At 42.3% G+C, this 14,931-nt stretch carries 18 protein-coding genes; 9 read left to right on the top strand and 9 right to left on the bottom strand.

Translation table 11 applies throughout. From position 1 onward, the window contains the following. Window positions 1-103: 103 nt before the first annotated feature. Together HYN43_RS12635 and HYN43_RS12630 are read right to left on the bottom strand one after the other, a co-directional pair. Window positions 104-2,014 carry an AMP-dependent synthetase/ligase gene (locus HYN43_RS12635; protein WP_119409687.1) on the bottom strand — a complete coding sequence of 637 codons (1,911 nt, stop codon included), beginning with the start codon at window positions 2,012-2,014 and terminating at the stop codon, window positions 104-106. Window positions 2,015-2,076: 62 nt separating this feature from the next. Further along, the gene (locus tag HYN43_RS12630) at window positions 2,077-2,742 is read right to left on the bottom strand and encodes a DUF2625 domain-containing protein (protein WP_119411226.1); all 666 of its coding nucleotides are present in this window, start codon (window positions 2,740-2,742) and stop codon (window positions 2,077-2,079) included. Between the two features lie 189 nt (window positions 2,743-2,931). Here HYN43_RS12630 and HYN43_RS12625 point away from each other — a divergent pair, with 189 nt between their 5' ends. Then, entirely contained in the window at window positions 2,932-3,528 is a 597-nt protein-coding gene (locus HYN43_RS12625; RefSeq protein WP_119409686.1) for a short chain dehydrogenase, read from the top strand. Between the two features lie 207 nt (window positions 3,529-3,735). Further along, on the top strand, window positions 3,736-4,560 hold the full coding sequence (locus tag HYN43_RS12620) for a nuclear transport factor 2 family protein (RefSeq protein WP_119409685.1): 825 nt from the start codon (window positions 3,736-3,738) through the stop codon (window positions 4,558-4,560). Between the two features lie 176 nt (window positions 4,561-4,736). Here HYN43_RS12620 and HYN43_RS12615 read toward each other — a convergent pair whose 3' ends face one another. The 3 genes from HYN43_RS12615 to HYN43_RS12605 all read right to left on the bottom strand — a co-directional run bounded on the left by HYN43_RS12615 (window position 4,737) and on the right by HYN43_RS12605 (window position 6,888). Beyond that, window positions 4,737-5,063, bottom strand: coding sequence for a HesB/IscA family protein (locus HYN43_RS12615; RefSeq protein WP_119409684.1), 327 nt, complete (start codon window positions 5,061-5,063; stop codon window positions 4,737-4,739). An 89-nt stretch (window positions 5,064-5,152) separates the two neighbouring features. Continuing rightward, the gene (gene iscU, locus HYN43_RS12610) at window positions 5,153-5,566 is read right to left on the bottom strand and encodes a Fe-S cluster assembly scaffold IscU (RefSeq protein WP_119409683.1); all 414 of its coding nucleotides are present in this window, start codon (window positions 5,564-5,566) and stop codon (window positions 5,153-5,155) included. A 110-nt stretch (window positions 5,567-5,676) separates the two neighbouring features. Continuing rightward, window positions 5,677-6,888, bottom strand: coding sequence for an IscS subfamily cysteine desulfurase (locus HYN43_RS12605; protein ID WP_119409682.1), 1,212 nt, complete (start codon window positions 6,886-6,888; stop codon window positions 5,677-5,679). 109 nt (window positions 6,889-6,997) lie between these two features. Between HYN43_RS12605 and mce the strand changes: the two genes are divergently transcribed. From mce to prmA, 6 genes are all read left to right on the top strand, one after another. Next, window positions 6,998-7,399: a methylmalonyl-CoA epimerase gene (gene mce, locus HYN43_RS12600; RefSeq protein ID WP_119409681.1), complete on the top strand. Its 402-nt coding sequence runs from the start codon at window positions 6,998-7,000 to the stop codon at window positions 7,397-7,399. 223 nt (window positions 7,400-7,622) lie between these two features. Next, window positions 7,623-7,871, top strand: coding sequence for a type B 50S ribosomal protein L31 (locus HYN43_RS12595; RefSeq protein WP_022834046.1), 249 nt, complete (start codon window positions 7,623-7,625; stop codon window positions 7,869-7,871). 65 nt (window positions 7,872-7,936) lie between these two features. Beyond that, a complete protein-coding gene (locus HYN43_RS12590; RefSeq protein ID WP_119409680.1) occupies window positions 7,937-9,127 on the top strand; it encodes a putative sugar nucleotidyl transferase in 1,191 nt (396 codons plus the stop codon). Window positions 9,128-9,261: 134 nt separating this feature from the next. Then, window positions 9,262-10,026, top strand: a complete 765-nt coding sequence (gene tpiA, locus HYN43_RS12585; protein WP_119409679.1) for a triose-phosphate isomerase — start codon at window positions 9,262-9,264, stop codon at window positions 10,024-10,026. Between the two features lie 116 nt (window positions 10,027-10,142). Further along, entirely contained in the window at window positions 10,143-10,616 is a 474-nt protein-coding gene (locus HYN43_RS12580) for a hypothetical protein (RefSeq protein ID WP_162996441.1), read from the top strand. A gap of 51 nt (window positions 10,617-10,667) precedes the next feature. After that, the gene (gene prmA / locus HYN43_RS12575) at window positions 10,668-11,504 is read left to right on the top strand and encodes a 50S ribosomal protein L11 methyltransferase (RefSeq protein ID WP_119409677.1); all 837 of its coding nucleotides are present in this window, start codon (window positions 10,668-10,670) and stop codon (window positions 11,502-11,504) included. Between the two features lie 159 nt (window positions 11,505-11,663). On the opposite strand, the gene HYN43_RS12570 is transcribed toward prmA, so the two are convergent. Beyond that, complete coding sequence (locus HYN43_RS12570; RefSeq protein WP_119409676.1) at window positions 11,664-12,302, bottom strand: NAD(P)-dependent oxidoreductase; 639 nt, start codon at window positions 12,300-12,302, stop codon at window positions 11,664-11,666. Between the two features lie 54 nt (window positions 12,303-12,356). After that, window positions 12,357-12,764 carry an Rrf2 family transcriptional regulator gene (locus HYN43_RS12565; protein WP_119409675.1) on the bottom strand — a complete coding sequence of 136 codons (408 nt, stop codon included), beginning with the start codon at window positions 12,762-12,764 and terminating at the stop codon, window positions 12,357-12,359. Between the two features lie 312 nt (window positions 12,765-13,076). On the opposite strand from HYN43_RS12565, the gene HYN43_RS12560 reads away from it, so the two are divergent. Continuing rightward, window positions 13,077-13,418 (top strand): helix-turn-helix domain-containing protein, encoded by a 342-nt coding sequence (locus HYN43_RS12560; RefSeq protein ID WP_119409674.1) that lies wholly within the window; start codon window positions 13,077-13,079, stop codon window positions 13,416-13,418. A gap of 25 nt (window positions 13,419-13,443) precedes the next feature. Here the strand turns inward: HYN43_RS12560 and HYN43_RS12555 are convergent, their stop codons facing one another. Further along, a complete protein-coding gene (locus HYN43_RS12555) occupies window positions 13,444-14,565 on the bottom strand; it encodes a GNAT family N-acetyltransferase (protein WP_119409673.1) in 1,122 nt (373 codons plus the stop codon). An 89-nt stretch (window positions 14,566-14,654) separates the two neighbouring features. Beyond that, on the bottom strand, window positions 14,655-14,849 hold the full coding sequence (locus tag HYN43_RS12550; RefSeq protein WP_119409672.1) for a hypothetical protein: 195 nt from the start codon (window positions 14,847-14,849) through the stop codon (window positions 14,655-14,657). Window positions 14,850-14,931: the final 82 nt, after the last annotated feature.

Raw genomic sequence — 14,931 nt, 5'->3', positions numbered from 1 at the left:
CCCAAATTCGGGTTCAGACAAAAAAATCGTGCTAATCCAATAAATCTCCTCAAATCCCGGTTCAGACATCAGCGAAATCAGCGTAATCAAAATCCATCAACGGTTAATCCTCCTCCGCTTCACCCACATACATCTCATCAATATCCGCAGCAAATTTCTTCTCAATCACTTTACGCTTGGCCTTCATGGTAGGGGTAAGCTCGCCCTCTTCAATACTGAACAGGTTACGCTTTACTTTAAACGATTTGATGCGCTCAAATTTGGCCAGCTCGTTACTGTATTTGCGGATGTCGGCACCTATCCAGTCTACAATTTCTTTTTCATTGATGAAAAGCTCCGGTTTTTCGAAGAATTCATTTTTTAGGTTGAAAGCTTCCTGCAGGGTTTCTTTGGCGGGGACTACAATGGCGGCTATGTACTCGCGTTTATCGCCCACTAAAAATATCTGCTCAATTTTAGGGCTTTTGAGGTACGTGTTTTCAACCGGGGTAGGGTAAATGTTTTTACCGTAGGCATTTACCAGCATGTTTTTAAGCCTGTCGGTAATTTGCAGGTTCCCGCGGAAGAACCTGCCGATATCGCCGGTGTGGAACCAGCCGTCGCTGTCAATAACGTTGGCAGTTTCTTCGGGTTTGTTCCAGTAGCCTTTCATTACGCAGTGGCCGCGTACAACGATCTCGCCTTCTTCGGTAAGGGTATCTTCTTTAAAATTATCGTGTGTTTGGATGCTGTAGATCTGTTTGGTATCCACGTTTTGGATAGCCACCTCAATACCCGGAATAATACGGCCAACCGTGCCATAAATTACCCTGTGGCGCTCAGTAACGGCCATCACCGGTGATGTTTCAGTTAAACCGAAGCCTTCTAATATCACAATACCTAAATCGCCGAAAAATTCGCCGATATTTTTAGGTAGGGCACCACCGCCCGATACCATGAATTTTAACCTTCCGCCGGTTTTTTCTTTGATTTTGCTGAATACCAGTTTCTCGGCAATGTTGTGTTTTGCTTTCAGGATTGCGCCCGGAGCTTTGCCGGCTTCCTGTGCCAGGCGTACTTTTTTGCCAATCTCAAAAGCCCAAAGGAAAATTTTGGTTTTAATGCCGCCTGCAGATGTTCCGGTTTTGATGGCTCTATCGTGAATGCGCTCCAGTAGCCTTGGTACGCAGCAAAGGATGGTTGGTTTAATCTCCGCCATGTTTTTGGCCAATAATTCCAGGCTTTGAGCAAACGCAATTTGCGATCCTTTATAAATGGCTATGTGGTAAATGGTACGCTCAAATACGTGCGAAAGTGGCAGAAATGACAGGAACCTATCCGTTTTTTCAACGTAAGGAATCTGGATGAGGCTATTGATGGCGTTTTGCGTAAGGTTATGGTGTGTTAATACCACGCCTTTAGGTACGCCTGTAGTACCTGATGTATAGATGAGGCAGGAAGTATCTGTAGTTAAAATGGCTTCACGTGCCGCGTTAATCGCCTGGCGATATTGCTCAAACAGTTTGCGGCCTTCTTCAATTACTTCGTCAAAGCCGATTACGCCGGCGTTCAGGTTTACCTTATCGCTAAATTTTTCGTAGTCGTCAAAGGCCGGGATCAGGCGGATCAGTTCGGGGCAGTTGTTGGCTACCTTCAGCACTTTACGGAACAGGAAAGGGTTGCCGCAAATGATGGTTCGCGCGCCCGAATCGTTCAGGATATACTCTATCTCGTTTTCGGTAAGGGTAGGGTATATGGAGGTATTAACCGCACCAATCTGTTGCAGGGCCTGGTCGTAATAAACATAATTCGGACCGTTTTCGATGATGAGCGAAAGCCTGTCGCCTTTTTTAATGCCGATATGCAGAAACCAGGCCGAAATAGCATCAACCTTTTCTAACACCTCGCCATAGCTTATCTCCACCCACTCGTCTTTAACTTTGTGCAGCAGAAAGGTATGATCTAAGGGATGGGTATTGGCAACGGTATTACGAATAAAACTCGGAACGGTTGAAAGTTCGGGATTGTTGGTCATTGATTGTAATTGGATATTGTAAGCAAACTTAGTTATTTAACAACAAAAACCAACGCCGATTATTATTTACGCTGTTTCATGTTTTCCGTCAAAAAAATGTATAGTTCCTCAATAGGAACCATGCTCCTCGAATCTTTATTGATATCTTTTCCTTCTTCTGTCCAAAGAAAGGGATAGAAATTAAAGCCTTGGTCGGCCGAAAGGTTTTTGAGATCTTCCTGCCATGTTATCCATCTTAAGCCATTATAAAATTTGGTAAGGTCGCCGGCAAAACAAAAGCTTAAAAACTGTTGATAGGTGACGTGAAGTGCTTCCCAGGCGAGACGGTCAGGAGCGAGGTAATAAATTTGGCCCAAATCCTGGCCAAATTCGCCTCCATTTATGGCAAAGAAACCGCCTATAGCATCATCCGCTATCAATAAAAAAGGAGGCCGCTCGCCGTATTCGTTAAATGACTTACCTTTATTAAAGCCCGGTAAACTCCTTTTTAATCGAGCGCTCCCTGATCCAAGTATTCTTATCCAGCCGTTATCAATCAATATTCCGCCGGTGAAATAAATTACAGCTCCCATAAAAGAATGGGTTGTAACCTGGGCTTGATATATAGCTTCTTTGTTTTGCCCGGCAATCACAGGTAATATCTCTACTTTGTTTTTTGCTTCTGTTATTTCCTGTCGCAAAAGTGGCCACGCAGAGGTATCGGCTGTTAACTCTCCAGTACTGCGCATTTTATTTTGCCCTGATAGGTTCGAAGTTATAGCGATAAGGCAAATTGAAAAAAAGATAAACTTCATGATATGGTTATAATACAAATATATTAAACCGCTTAACATCATTTTGTAATAATGACAATGCTTTTAGGATAGGCGATATCGAATTACTGCGATACTTGTTACCTTGTACCAAAATACATAACCATGAAAATAATAATTATCGGGGCGTCGGGTACCATAGGTAAAAAAGTTACCGAAGCCCTGCAAGGCAAACATGAAATCATTACTGCCGGTTCAAAAAGCGGCGCTTTTCAATTGGATATTACTTCGCCCGATTCTATCGAGGCGTTTTACAAGCGAGTGGGTCCGTTTGATGCTTTGGTGAGCACAACCGGTTCAGGGCACTTCGGCCCGTTAGGTAGCACTACGCCTGCCGATTTTAAAAAGGGGATTGAAAGCAAGTTTCTGGGGCAGGTTAACCTGGTGCTGATTGGTCAGCATTATATTAATGCCAAAGGTTCGTTTACGCTTACCTCTGGCATACTTTCTGAAGATCCGGTGGTGTATGGCGTAAATCTTGGTGCTATTAACGGGGGATTGAACTCTTTTGTAATTGGTGCCGCTATCGAATTGGAAAACGGCATAAGGATCAACGCGGTAAGCCCGGGTGTGGTTGAAGATTCGCCGGGATATTTTGAATATTTTCCGGGGCATGAACCGGTTGCTATGGATAGGGTGGTGAATGCCTATGTTAAAAGTGTTTTGGGGGCGATAACCGGGCAGGTGATCAAGGTGTTTTAATATGCGCGACCAGACTTACGAAGTTTTTAAAACTTCGTAAGTCTAACATTGTCAAACTTTCCTTATCTTCACTCCATAATTACTATCTCTCCATATCAAACAAGGGTCGCTTAGGGCCCGGCCTGCGGTGCAGGTTCGGTAACATACTGCAATCGCGGTGGTGTTTTGTATTAGCCTAAAATTTCTAATTAACTTATTAAAACGGTAATGAAAATTACTCAAACAACGGCATGGGCTTTCGGCTGCCTATTGGCATGCATTAGCCCATCCGCAAAAGCAAATATTGATATGGATACCATCAGCAATAAACAAAAGGTATTATCATTTTATAAACAGATAATAGGTCAGCGCAAAACAGAGCTGATCCCCGAATTTGTAGTTGAAGATTATAAACAGCATAACCCTATGGTTAAGCAGGGGAGGGCAGGTTTAACCGAGATGATTAACTATATGAAAACCTTACCACCTCCGCCCGAAAATGTTAAATCGCCAATTGTAAGGGTTATACAGGAACGGGATTTTGTTGTAACCCACCTGGATGTTCAGTTTATGGGGAAACATATGGCGGTGATTGATCTGTTTAAACTTAAAGATGGTATGCTTACCGAGCATTGGGATGCGATAGACTCATTGCCCGATGAAAGCGGAAAAGAAATAACCGCTACCGATGGTATTGCCGAAGCAGACAAAAAAGCTTCTGCTGATGATAGCAAGAAGGTGATAGTAGCTTTTTATGATGCGATACTTAAAGGCCTGGATGCTAAGCATTTTATTGCGGCGGATTACACTGAGCATAATGCAGAGGTACGTGGTTCGGGGCTGCTACCTTATTTATCTACGCCGGATAGGGGTGTAAAACTACACCGGTTTATAGCCGAGGGCGATTTTGTAATGGTACAATCACAGTTTAATCGGTTAGGGAAAGTTTTTGTTTTTTATGAGATATACCGGATAGCTAACCATCAAATTGCTGAACATTGGAGTGTTGAGCAGGTTGTGCCGGATGGGGTAAATGTGGAGGATATGTTTTAGGTGTTCAGGTTTTGGAGTTTCAGTCAGAGACTGAAAGGATGGTTTACCACGGGTTACGTTGCGCTAAACCCGCGGCAAATTGTGGGTGAACTTAGCGCAGATTACTTCGTCCGCAGACTACTAAAAACAACAAGAGGCGCTCATCGCGCCTCTTGTTTGATATTTTAAGGTTGAAATTATACCGAAAAACTTTCGCCGCAGCCGCAGGTGCGGGTGGCGTTAGGGTTGTGGAAGTTAAAACCTTTGCCGTTCAATCCATCAGAAAAATCAAGTTCGGTACCGGCAAGGTAAAGGAACGATTTCATATCCAGCGCCATGCGAACGCCCTGGTCTTCAAAAAACTGATCTCCTTTTTTCTCTTCGTTATCAAAATCAAGGTTGTATGATAAACCTGAGCAGCCACCTCCCTGAACAGATACACGCAGAAAATACGAGGCATCAAGCCCTGCATCCTGCATCAGGTGTTCTATTTTGCTTTTTGCTTTATCAGTTACAGTTACCATGTTGTTGGTGAATAGTGAAAGGTGAGTTGTGCGTAGTTATAGCGAATTTTTAACCATTCACCATTCTCTGCTCTCCACTCACCAAACAATTAATGATGTACTTTTTCGCTTTCAATTGGCTCTAAGCCGTTTTTAACGCGGTAATCGTTGATGGCCGCTTTAATAGCGTCTTCGGCTAATACCGAGCAGTGGATTTTTACCGGAGGAAGAGCAAGCTCTTCTACAATATCCATGTTGTCGATTTTCATCGCGTCGTCGATGCTTTTGCCTTTAAGCCACTCGGTAGCTAAAGATGAAGAAGCGATTGCCGAACCGCAACCAAAAGTTTTAAATTTTGCGTCGGTGATAACGTTATTATCATCAACCTGAATTTGCAGGCGCATAACGTCGCCGCACTCGGGTGCACCAACTAAGCCGGTACCTACTTTGTGGCTGCTTTTATCCAAAGTGCCCACATTGCGGGGGTTAGTGTAGTGATCAATTACTTTATCTGAATATGCCATTTTTTTAAAGTGCTAAGTAGTAAGTTAAAAGTTCTGAGTCTTTGAAAGACCCTTTATATTAGTTCGAAAGTGGTAAATCCGAAATCGAAAATCCCAAATCCGAAATCAAATTAATGTTCCGCCCACTCAATTGAGTTAAGGTCGATACCTTCTTTAAACATTTCCCAAAGTGGTGAAAGTTCGCGCAGGTGGGTAACCGCTTTTTTGGTTACTTCAACAGCGTAATCAACTTCCTCTTCGGTAGTGAAACGGCCTAAACCAAAACGGATAGAAGAGTGTGCCAGGTCATCAGACAGGCCTAAGCTTTTCAATACATAAGATGGCTCTAACGAAGCCGAAGTACAGGCCGAACCTGATGATACAGCCAGATCTTTCATGGCCATCATCAAACCTTCGCCTTCAACATATTTAAATGAAATGTTGGCTACGTGTGGTAAGCGGTGTTCAACGTTACCGTTTACATAGCTTTCTTCCAATACGGTTAACGCTGATTGCAATTTATCGCGTAAAGCTGAAAGGCGTTTTGCTTCGCTTTCCATCTCTGCAATGCAAAGTTCGCAGGCTTTACCTAAGCCAACAATGCCCGGTACGTTAAGGGTACCTGAACGCATGCCGCGCTCGTGGCCACCACCGTCCATCTGGGCGGTAACTTTAACCCTTGGTCCTTTACGGCGAACGTATAATGCGCCAACACCTTTAGGTCCATACATTTTATGTGCAGATAATGCTAAAAGGTCGATACCATCGGCGTTAACATCAACCGGAATTTTACCAACAGCTTGTGTAGCATCGGTCATGAATAAAGCGCCATGTTTGTGAGCGATGGCTGCAATTTCTTTAACCGGTTGAATAACACCGATCTCGTTGTTGCCATACATGATCGATACCAGGATAGTTTCTGGGGTCATGGCTGCTTCAAGCTCGGCAAGGTCAACCAAACCGTCTTCTTTAACAGCAAGGTAAGTTACCTTACCGCCCATTTTTTCAACGTGTTTGCAGGCATCGAGCACAGCTTTATGTTCGGTTACCGCGGTTATAATGTGGTTACCTTTATCTTTATACATTTCAAATACCCCTTTAATAGCAAGGTTATCTGATTCTGTAGCACCAGAGGTAAAGATGATCTCTTTTTCAGATGCGCCGATCAATTTGGCTACCTGTTCGCGTGCGTAATCAACTGCCTCCTCTGCAACCCAGCCAAAAGCGTGGTTACGGCTTGCCGCGTTACCAAATTTTTGTGTAAAATATGGTATCATGGCCTCCAAAACCCTCGGGTCCATTGGGGTGGTTGCATTGTTATCTAAATAAATTGGGATATTCATAGTTCCTTCTGAAATATTAACAGAACAAAGATAAGCAAGTTTTTATTGAAATTCAGCTAAAATACTTCGCAAACAATTAAAGCTGACCAATAATTTACAATATTTGGACATGAACAAAGTTGAGCACATAGGCATAGCGGTTAACAGTGTTAAACAAGCGGGCGAGATCTACTCAAAACTGCTCAATACACCGGTATACAAAACCGAAACTGTTGAGAGCGAGCATGTGCTCACCGCTTTTTTGCAAAGCGGGCCAAATAAAATTGAATTGCTGGAAGCGCTTAATGATGATAGTGCTATAGCTAAGTTTATAACTAAAAAAGGGGAGGGGATACACCATATCGCTTTTGACGTAGACGACATTGAAGCGGAAATGAAGCGGCTTAAAGCAGAGGGTTTTGTTTTATTAAATGATGAGCCTAAACGTGGCGCTGATAATAAACTGGTTTGTTTTGTGCATCCGAAGAGTGCTAATGGGATACTAATAGAGTTGTGCCAGGAGATTGTCTGAATCAGAATTTACAGAATTTTAGGATTTTCAGAATTGGAAAGACTTATTTTATAAATACTTAGTTTTGATTCGATAGTTACAGTTGGTATTCTGTTAATCCTAAAATTCTGTAAATTCTGATTCAGATAATATTTTTATTTTTACGTTTCTGATATTCACTTTTATTATTACATTTGCACCTCTTTTAAGTAAAAAGTACAGAAGGTAAGTTTATATATAGATAATGAAAAAAGATCTGCATCCATCAAATTACAGATTAGTTGTATTTAAAGATATGTCTAACGACTATTCTTTTATCACTAAATCTTGCATCGATACCCGCGAAACCGTTAAATGGGAAGATGGTAACGAATATCCATTGGTTAAATTAGAGATTTCTCACACTTCGCACCCTTTCTACACCGGTAAAATGAAACTGGTTGATACTGCAGGTCGTATCGATAAATTCCGCTCACGTTACGCCAAAAAGTAATTTTTGTGTGACTAAATATTTACAGGTCCCGGCTTTGCAGTCGGGACTTTTTTTATTTTTGCGCCATGGCAATTATCCTTTTCGACGATAACGCACACCAAACGCTACTGCCCCTCACTTATACCCGGCCGGTTGCCGATCTGCGCATCGGTATCATGACCATTGCCGAAAAATGGGCTAAATACCTTAACAGCACCTATTCATTCCATACGCTTGATTATTTACAGGCTAAATTTCCTGTAAAAATTGAGGCCGATAATATTTTTATAAACGGTGCTGTATGCCCCGATGAGGGCCTGCTTGAAGCTATTGATAAGCTACAAACCGGTCAGGCGTTAAAGTATAATGATCAGCTGATAGCAGTTCGCCTTAACGCCACTGATGCTGCCGCGTTTGATGCCGGGGCTGATTTTGGCGATTTAGTGGTCTATACCAATTTATTTGTTGCCATTAAATACCCCGAAGATATTTTCAGGAAGAACGATATCGAGCTGCGTAAGGATTTTCAGTTGTTAACCAAAGGCCGTACGAGTGCTTCCATTAGCCCCACCAATACCATTATAGGTACTGATTTTTTTGCCGAGGAAGGTGCGGTGGCCGAATGCTCAACTTTTAATACCCATAACGGCCCAATTTATTTATCGGCCAATACCCAGGTATGGGAAGGTACCAACATCCGCGGAGCTTTCGCTATCTGCGAACATTCGCAGGTGAAGATGGGTGCTAAAATTTATGGTGCCACTACGGTTGGCCCGTATTCGAGGGTGGGTGGCGAGATTAACAACGCTATCATCTGGGGATATTCATCAAAAGGGCATGAGGGCTATTTAGGTAACTCGGTGCTGGGCGAGTGGTGCAACATCGGTGCCGATTCAAATAACTCCAATCTTAAAAACAACTACGCCGAAGTAAAGCTTTGGGATTATACCACAACCCGTTTCCGCAAAACAGGATTGCAGTTTTGCGGATTAATCATGGCCGACCATGCCAAATGCGGCATCAACACCATGTTTAATACCGGCACAGTGGTGGGGGTGGGGGCCAATGTTTTCGGGGCGGGCTTCCCCAGTAATTTTGTGCCCGATTTTTCGTGGGGTGGTGCAAAAGGTTTTGAGGTTTACGCGTTTAACAAGATGCTGGAAACAACGCAACGGGTTTTTGACCGCCGCGAGCACCGTACCTTTAACGAGGTAGAGCAAAACCTGCTGAAAGCAGTATTTGAACAAACAGAAGAATACAGACAACTTTTTATGTAAGGGTGAATGGTTGATTGGGTTGAATAGGTGAGTAGTTATCATGTTTATATTAAATAAGCCAACCACTCACTCAATCAACCCAATCAACCATTCACTAAATAAAACAACCCATTCACTAAACAACATAAAACAACATGAGAAAGAAAATTGTTGCCGGCAACTGGAAAATGAACCTTGACTACAACGAGGGTTTAGCTTTGTTTTCAGAGATCATCAATATCGTAAATGATGAAATTACCGGTACACAGCAAGCTGTAATTTGCAGCCCGTTTATCCACATTCACAGTTTGGTACAACTGGCCAAAGGTTATAATAAGGTTGCAGTAGGTGCGCAAAACGCACACCAGGCCGAAAGCGGTGCTTACACCGGCGAGATCTCTGCAAAAATGATCAAATCAACTGGTGCTGCTTATGTGATCTTGGGTCACTCGGAGCGCCGCCAGTATTTTGGTGAAACCAATGCTTTGCTTGCTCAAAAAACTGATACGGTTTTGAAGCATGATTTAACCCCGATTTTTTGCATTGGCGAAACTTTGCAGGAGCGTGAAACCGAAACTCATTTTGATGTGATCAAAACCCAACTGGTTGAAGGTATTTTCCATCTTAACGCCGAAGATTTCGGCAAACTGGTTATTGCTTACGAACCTGTTTGGGCTATAGGTACCGGTGTTACCGCAACATCAGCACAAGCGCAGGAAATTCACGAGTTTATCCGTAAAGAAATTGCCGCTAAATACAACCAGGAAGTTGCTGATGCTACTACTATCCTTTATGGCGGTAGCTGCAACCCTAAAAATGCTGCTGAGTTATTTGCCCAGGGAGATATTGATGGCGGCCTGATTGGCGGTGCATCATTAAAATCGCGCGATTTTGTAGATATCGTGAAAACTTTCAATTAGTAGATAGATGTGAGACGTGAGATTTGAGACATGCTCAAACAGAAACAGGGAATGAGTTGTTCATTGTAAATGAATTCTCATATCTCAAATCTCATATCTCAAATCTAAAAAAGCAAATGAAGCTTTTAAGAGTTCTTTTACCTGTTTTGGTAGACTTTGGCGTTTTCGGGCTGGTGGTATATTTTAATATGCCCGACCATCCCATGCGCATTGGCGAAATAGGTAACGGCAACTTATACAGCCTCATGGCATACTTTCATTTGTTTTGGGGTTTGCTGCTGGCCGATGGCATCCTTACCCAATATCTTATTATCATTCCCCTTTGGAACAAGGCTGTACACGGAGGTGCTAATTCCCGCTGGATTATAGGTGCTTGTATTGCCCTTGTTTGCGTATTGTTTGCCGGCGCATTGAGTTATATCATTTGGTTACCGGAGCAGGGTTATGACCCGCTGATTAGTTTTTGGTGGTATATGACCGAGATCCAGGCTGTTTATTGGCTGATAAACTTTGCGGTATTATACCTGCTTGATGTGAAAAAGATAGGCGCACCATCCAAACCCGCTGAGCCGGAAATGGCAACGGAATAAGATCTTTTGTTTGTTGAAGTTTTGGGCTGCAAAAGATGAAATTTTTTTAAAATGAATTATTACGAATTACTTTTTACCACCATCACTACCGAAGATTACCAGCAGGATCTGTTGATCAATGCTTTGGGCGAGATTGGTTTTGATACTTTTGAAGAGCTTGAACTTGGTTTTAAAGCCTACGTTCCCGAGGATATTTTTAACCAGGAGCTGCTTGACGAACAGTTGCTGCCTTACAAAGAGCTGTTTACCTTTAGCTATGAAATAACCCTAATCCTACAAAAAAACTGGAACGAGGTATGGGAAAGTAATTTTGAACCGATAGAGATAGGGGATAAGATTTACGTAAGGGCAACTTTTCATCAGCCCAAACCAGAGTTTGAATACGAAATAGTGATAGACCCGAAAATGGCTTTTGGTACCGGGCACCATCAAACTACAGCCATGATGCTCGGCTTAATGCTGGAAAATGAATTTGCCGGTAAAAAAGTATTGGACATGGGCTGCGGTACCGGGATACTGGCCATTATGGCTGCCAAACTTGGCGCAACGGATATCACAGCTATAGATTACGACCCGGTTTGCTACGAAAGCACCATCGAAAATTCGGCCTTGAATAATATTGATAACATCAAACCACTCTGTGGCTCAAAAGAAGTTATCCCCGACGAACAGTACGATACCATCCTCGCCAACATCAACCGCAATATCCTGCTGGACCAGGTGGAACGCTACGCCCAGGTTTTAAAAACCGATGGCGAAATCTATTTCAGTGGTTTTTACGAATCGCCAGATTTGGATATCATTACCGATGAAGCCCGTAAGTATGGTTTGAAATACATCACCCATAAAAAAGATAAAGAATGGGTGGCGGCTAAGTTTATAAAGTAAAGGGACTCGATAACATCGATGCATTATAACACCACGTCATTGCGAGGAACGAAGCAATCCCAAACTATACAGGGCGAACGTGTATAGCCCCTCTGTAAATAGGGGATTGCTTCGTACCTCGCAATGACGTGGTTTGTTTTTATCAGGAAACTTTGAAGATTAATACCCCACAGTAAATCTCCTCTTCACAAACCGGTTGTTTTCCAGTTCATCCAAAATAGCAACAGCCAAATCTGCTACCGAAATTTCGTGTTCGTGCTTATCGTTAAATACAGGCTCATCGGTACCTGTACGGTAAACGCCGGTGCGGGTGCCGGGATGAAGGTGGATGGCAGGGCTCAGGAAAGTCCAATCCAGTTCTTCTTCTTTTTTAATGATGTTCAGATAGTCGCGGGCGGCGGTAGCACCTTCTTTCCATTCGGCGGGGAATTGCGGGCTATCAACCAGTTGCTGGCCGGCTATGTAAAGACTGCCTGCACCACCAACAACCAACAGGCGTTTTACGCCGGCTTGTTTGGTAGCCTGCTGTATAGCTTCAGATCCTTTAATGAAATCGCTGTACAGGTTAGGGTTTGTCCATCCGGCATTAAACGCGTTTACCACTGCGTCGGCACCTTTTAAAGCTTCGGTTAGTTCATCAACATTGTAAACATCGGCGGTTTTTAGGATGATTTTATCGCTTTCAATATCGGTTTTGGGGTTACGGGCTATGGCGGTTACTTCGTATCCGCGTTGTAAAGCTTCGTTCAATACAGCTTTTCCTACAAAGCCGGTGGCTCCAATCAGTGCAATTTTCATGTTGTTGTTTGTTTTAATTGTAATTAAATATGTTACAGTTTTGTTTAAAATTTTTTAGTCGAACTGATTTACAAAATCAAAAATGGTTATGGTGCTTAATTTTTTGATGATGGCAGCCTCAACATCATCGGCCAGATGGTCAAGATGGGCATTGATTTGCCTGCCCACCGGGCAATCCGGATTGGGTTTGTTTTTGGCCTGGCCCAAAGCAGGAGGTAACTTTACAGCTTTATAAACATCGGCCAGGGTAATTTTTTGCGGCGGTAAGGCCAGGCTGTAGCCGCCGGCTTTACCCTCTTTACTTTCAATCAGGCCATAGGCGCGCAGTTTGCGCATCTCTTTACGTACCAAAACGGGGTTTACATTCATGCTGCCGGCCACATAATCAGACGATAACAATTGGCCCGGTTGTTTGCATAACAGGGTGAGTACGTGGGTTGCTATTTGAAATTGTCCGTTCATTTATCTGTAATAAAAAATATTACAGTACAAAAGTGTAATTTAAATTTTAAAAAGAAGAATTTTTTGCGGTTTTTTGCCAGCTAATTACATTGCGATGAGAATTGTAAGCGGGGAATTTTAATTAAAAAATACCCTGTTGTGGGTATGTTTTGGAGTAATTTATTTACAGTACTTTAAAGGATTTGCCAATGGTTGTAATTAACTACACTTTAAAATAAAAAATTATGCAAATTAGTTGATAATTAGCGTGATAATAAATATTATTGTAAAGTAATTAACTTTTGCGAAACCTACACAATTAATTAAGTTCACATGAAAACACTTGGAAAAAAAATCAGATTATTACGTCATCAAAAGGGGTGGAGCCAGGAGGATGTTGCAAAGCGATTAGACATTTCCATACCCGCTTTTTCAAAAATCGAAACCGGGATCACAGATATCAACCTTTCAAGGCTTGAGCAGATTGCTAACCTTTTTGAAATGACAGTGGTTCAGCTACTAACATTTAACGATACCGAACAGGATCAGAAGTTTGTTAACGAGCTTGAAACAGTTAACAAGCGTTTAATGGACCGCGAAACTGAAGTAATCGATTTGCAGAAAAAAGTAATTGAGCTATTTGAAGAACTTCGACACTCAAAAGTAACAGCATAAATTAAATAGCCCGGTTTACGCCGGGCTATTTAAATATATAACGCATTGTTAAATGCTTTTTGCCAAAGGTTGCACCCACCGCTTCATGGATGGCAATCATTTTGTCGTTAAAATCTCCTACCCACGATAACTCCAGTTCATCATAACGTTTTAAGGGTAATACATATTCCTTCAGTTTAATGAACATCCCCGATTCGAGGCCATGTTTCTGAAATTTTTGTTTAGTGCCCATCACAATAGCGCGCATGCGCGATACACCTTTCCACCTGTAATATAAAAACTTGAGTTTTCCTACCAGGTTAAGCTTGCCGTTAAGGGGTTTGATCATTTGGTTGGCATCCGGTAAAATAATCATAAACGATGCCGGTTCATTATCCACATAAGCAAACCAGATGAGGTTTTCATCCATGAGGGGTTTCATTTTTACAAAACTTTCCATAATGGTGCTGTGGGTTATGGGCACAAAGTTTTCAAAATCCTGCCAGCCATCGTTATAAATCTCCATAAAGTCGGCCGCGAACCGGCCGATCTTTTTGGCTTCCAAATGCCTGAAATCATAGCCGGGTTTTTTGGCAACCCAGTTGGCTATTTTAGTAAACCTTTCGGGGAACGGTTTATGCGCATCAACATGGTTGGTGATCTGGGCGTATTGGGTAACAAAGCCGTAGTCATCAAAAAATGATTGATAATAGGGGTGATTATAGTTCATGCCATACGAGGGTTGCGTAAACCCTTCAACCAGTAAGCCCCAAAAGTTATCGTTTTCGCCAAAGTTGATGGGGCCGTCCATGGCTTCCATTCCCTGTTGTTTTAACCAGTTTTTAGCGGTATCGAATAGTAAAAACGCAGCTTGCTTATCGTTAATGCATTCAAAAAAGCCCATGCCGCCGGTTGGCTGTTCATAGTTATAGGCTTTTTTATCGTTAACAAAGGCGGCCACACGGCCAATCAGCTCGCCGGCATCGTTACGTAAAATCCAGCGGGTGCATTTACCGTGCTGATGAAAATTGTTTTTTGCCGGATCAAAAACCGCTTCGATATCATTATCAAGCGGGCAAACCCAGTTATCGTCGTTTTTATAAATGATCCGCGCAACGTTTAAAAACGCTTTTTTTGATGCTTTGTCTTTTACTTCGGTTATAGTCATATATCAATTTGCCCTTCAGGCCGAAAATAAAAAAAAGCACTCAGAGGCATAGTCTGAATGCTTTTATAAAAGTACTATATGTTTAGCGATTAATAATCGTCTTCGTCGTCATCATCAAATGATTCGAAACCGCCGCGACCCAAATCGTCATCTAACGGACCATCAAAGTCATCATCATCGTCATCAAACTTCTTCTTGGCAGATTGTGGTTCAAGATCGTCATCCTCCTCATCGTTTTCTGAATCCTGGATCTTTTTAGTGTTCGGTTTCTTTGGCGCTCCCATTGTAATGGATTTTATAAATTAAACTTTAATCAATAATAATAATTTAAATCAGATAACGAAAAGCGTTTTTTTCAAATCTTTT

This window comes from Mucilaginibacter celer (assembly GCF_003576455.2).
Taxonomy (GTDB): Bacteria; Bacteroidota; Bacteroidia; order Sphingobacteriales; family Sphingobacteriaceae; genus Mucilaginibacter; species Mucilaginibacter celer.
The sequence above is the reverse complement of the archived record's forward strand: the minus strand, read 5'-3'. Positions and strand labels throughout refer to the sequence as shown.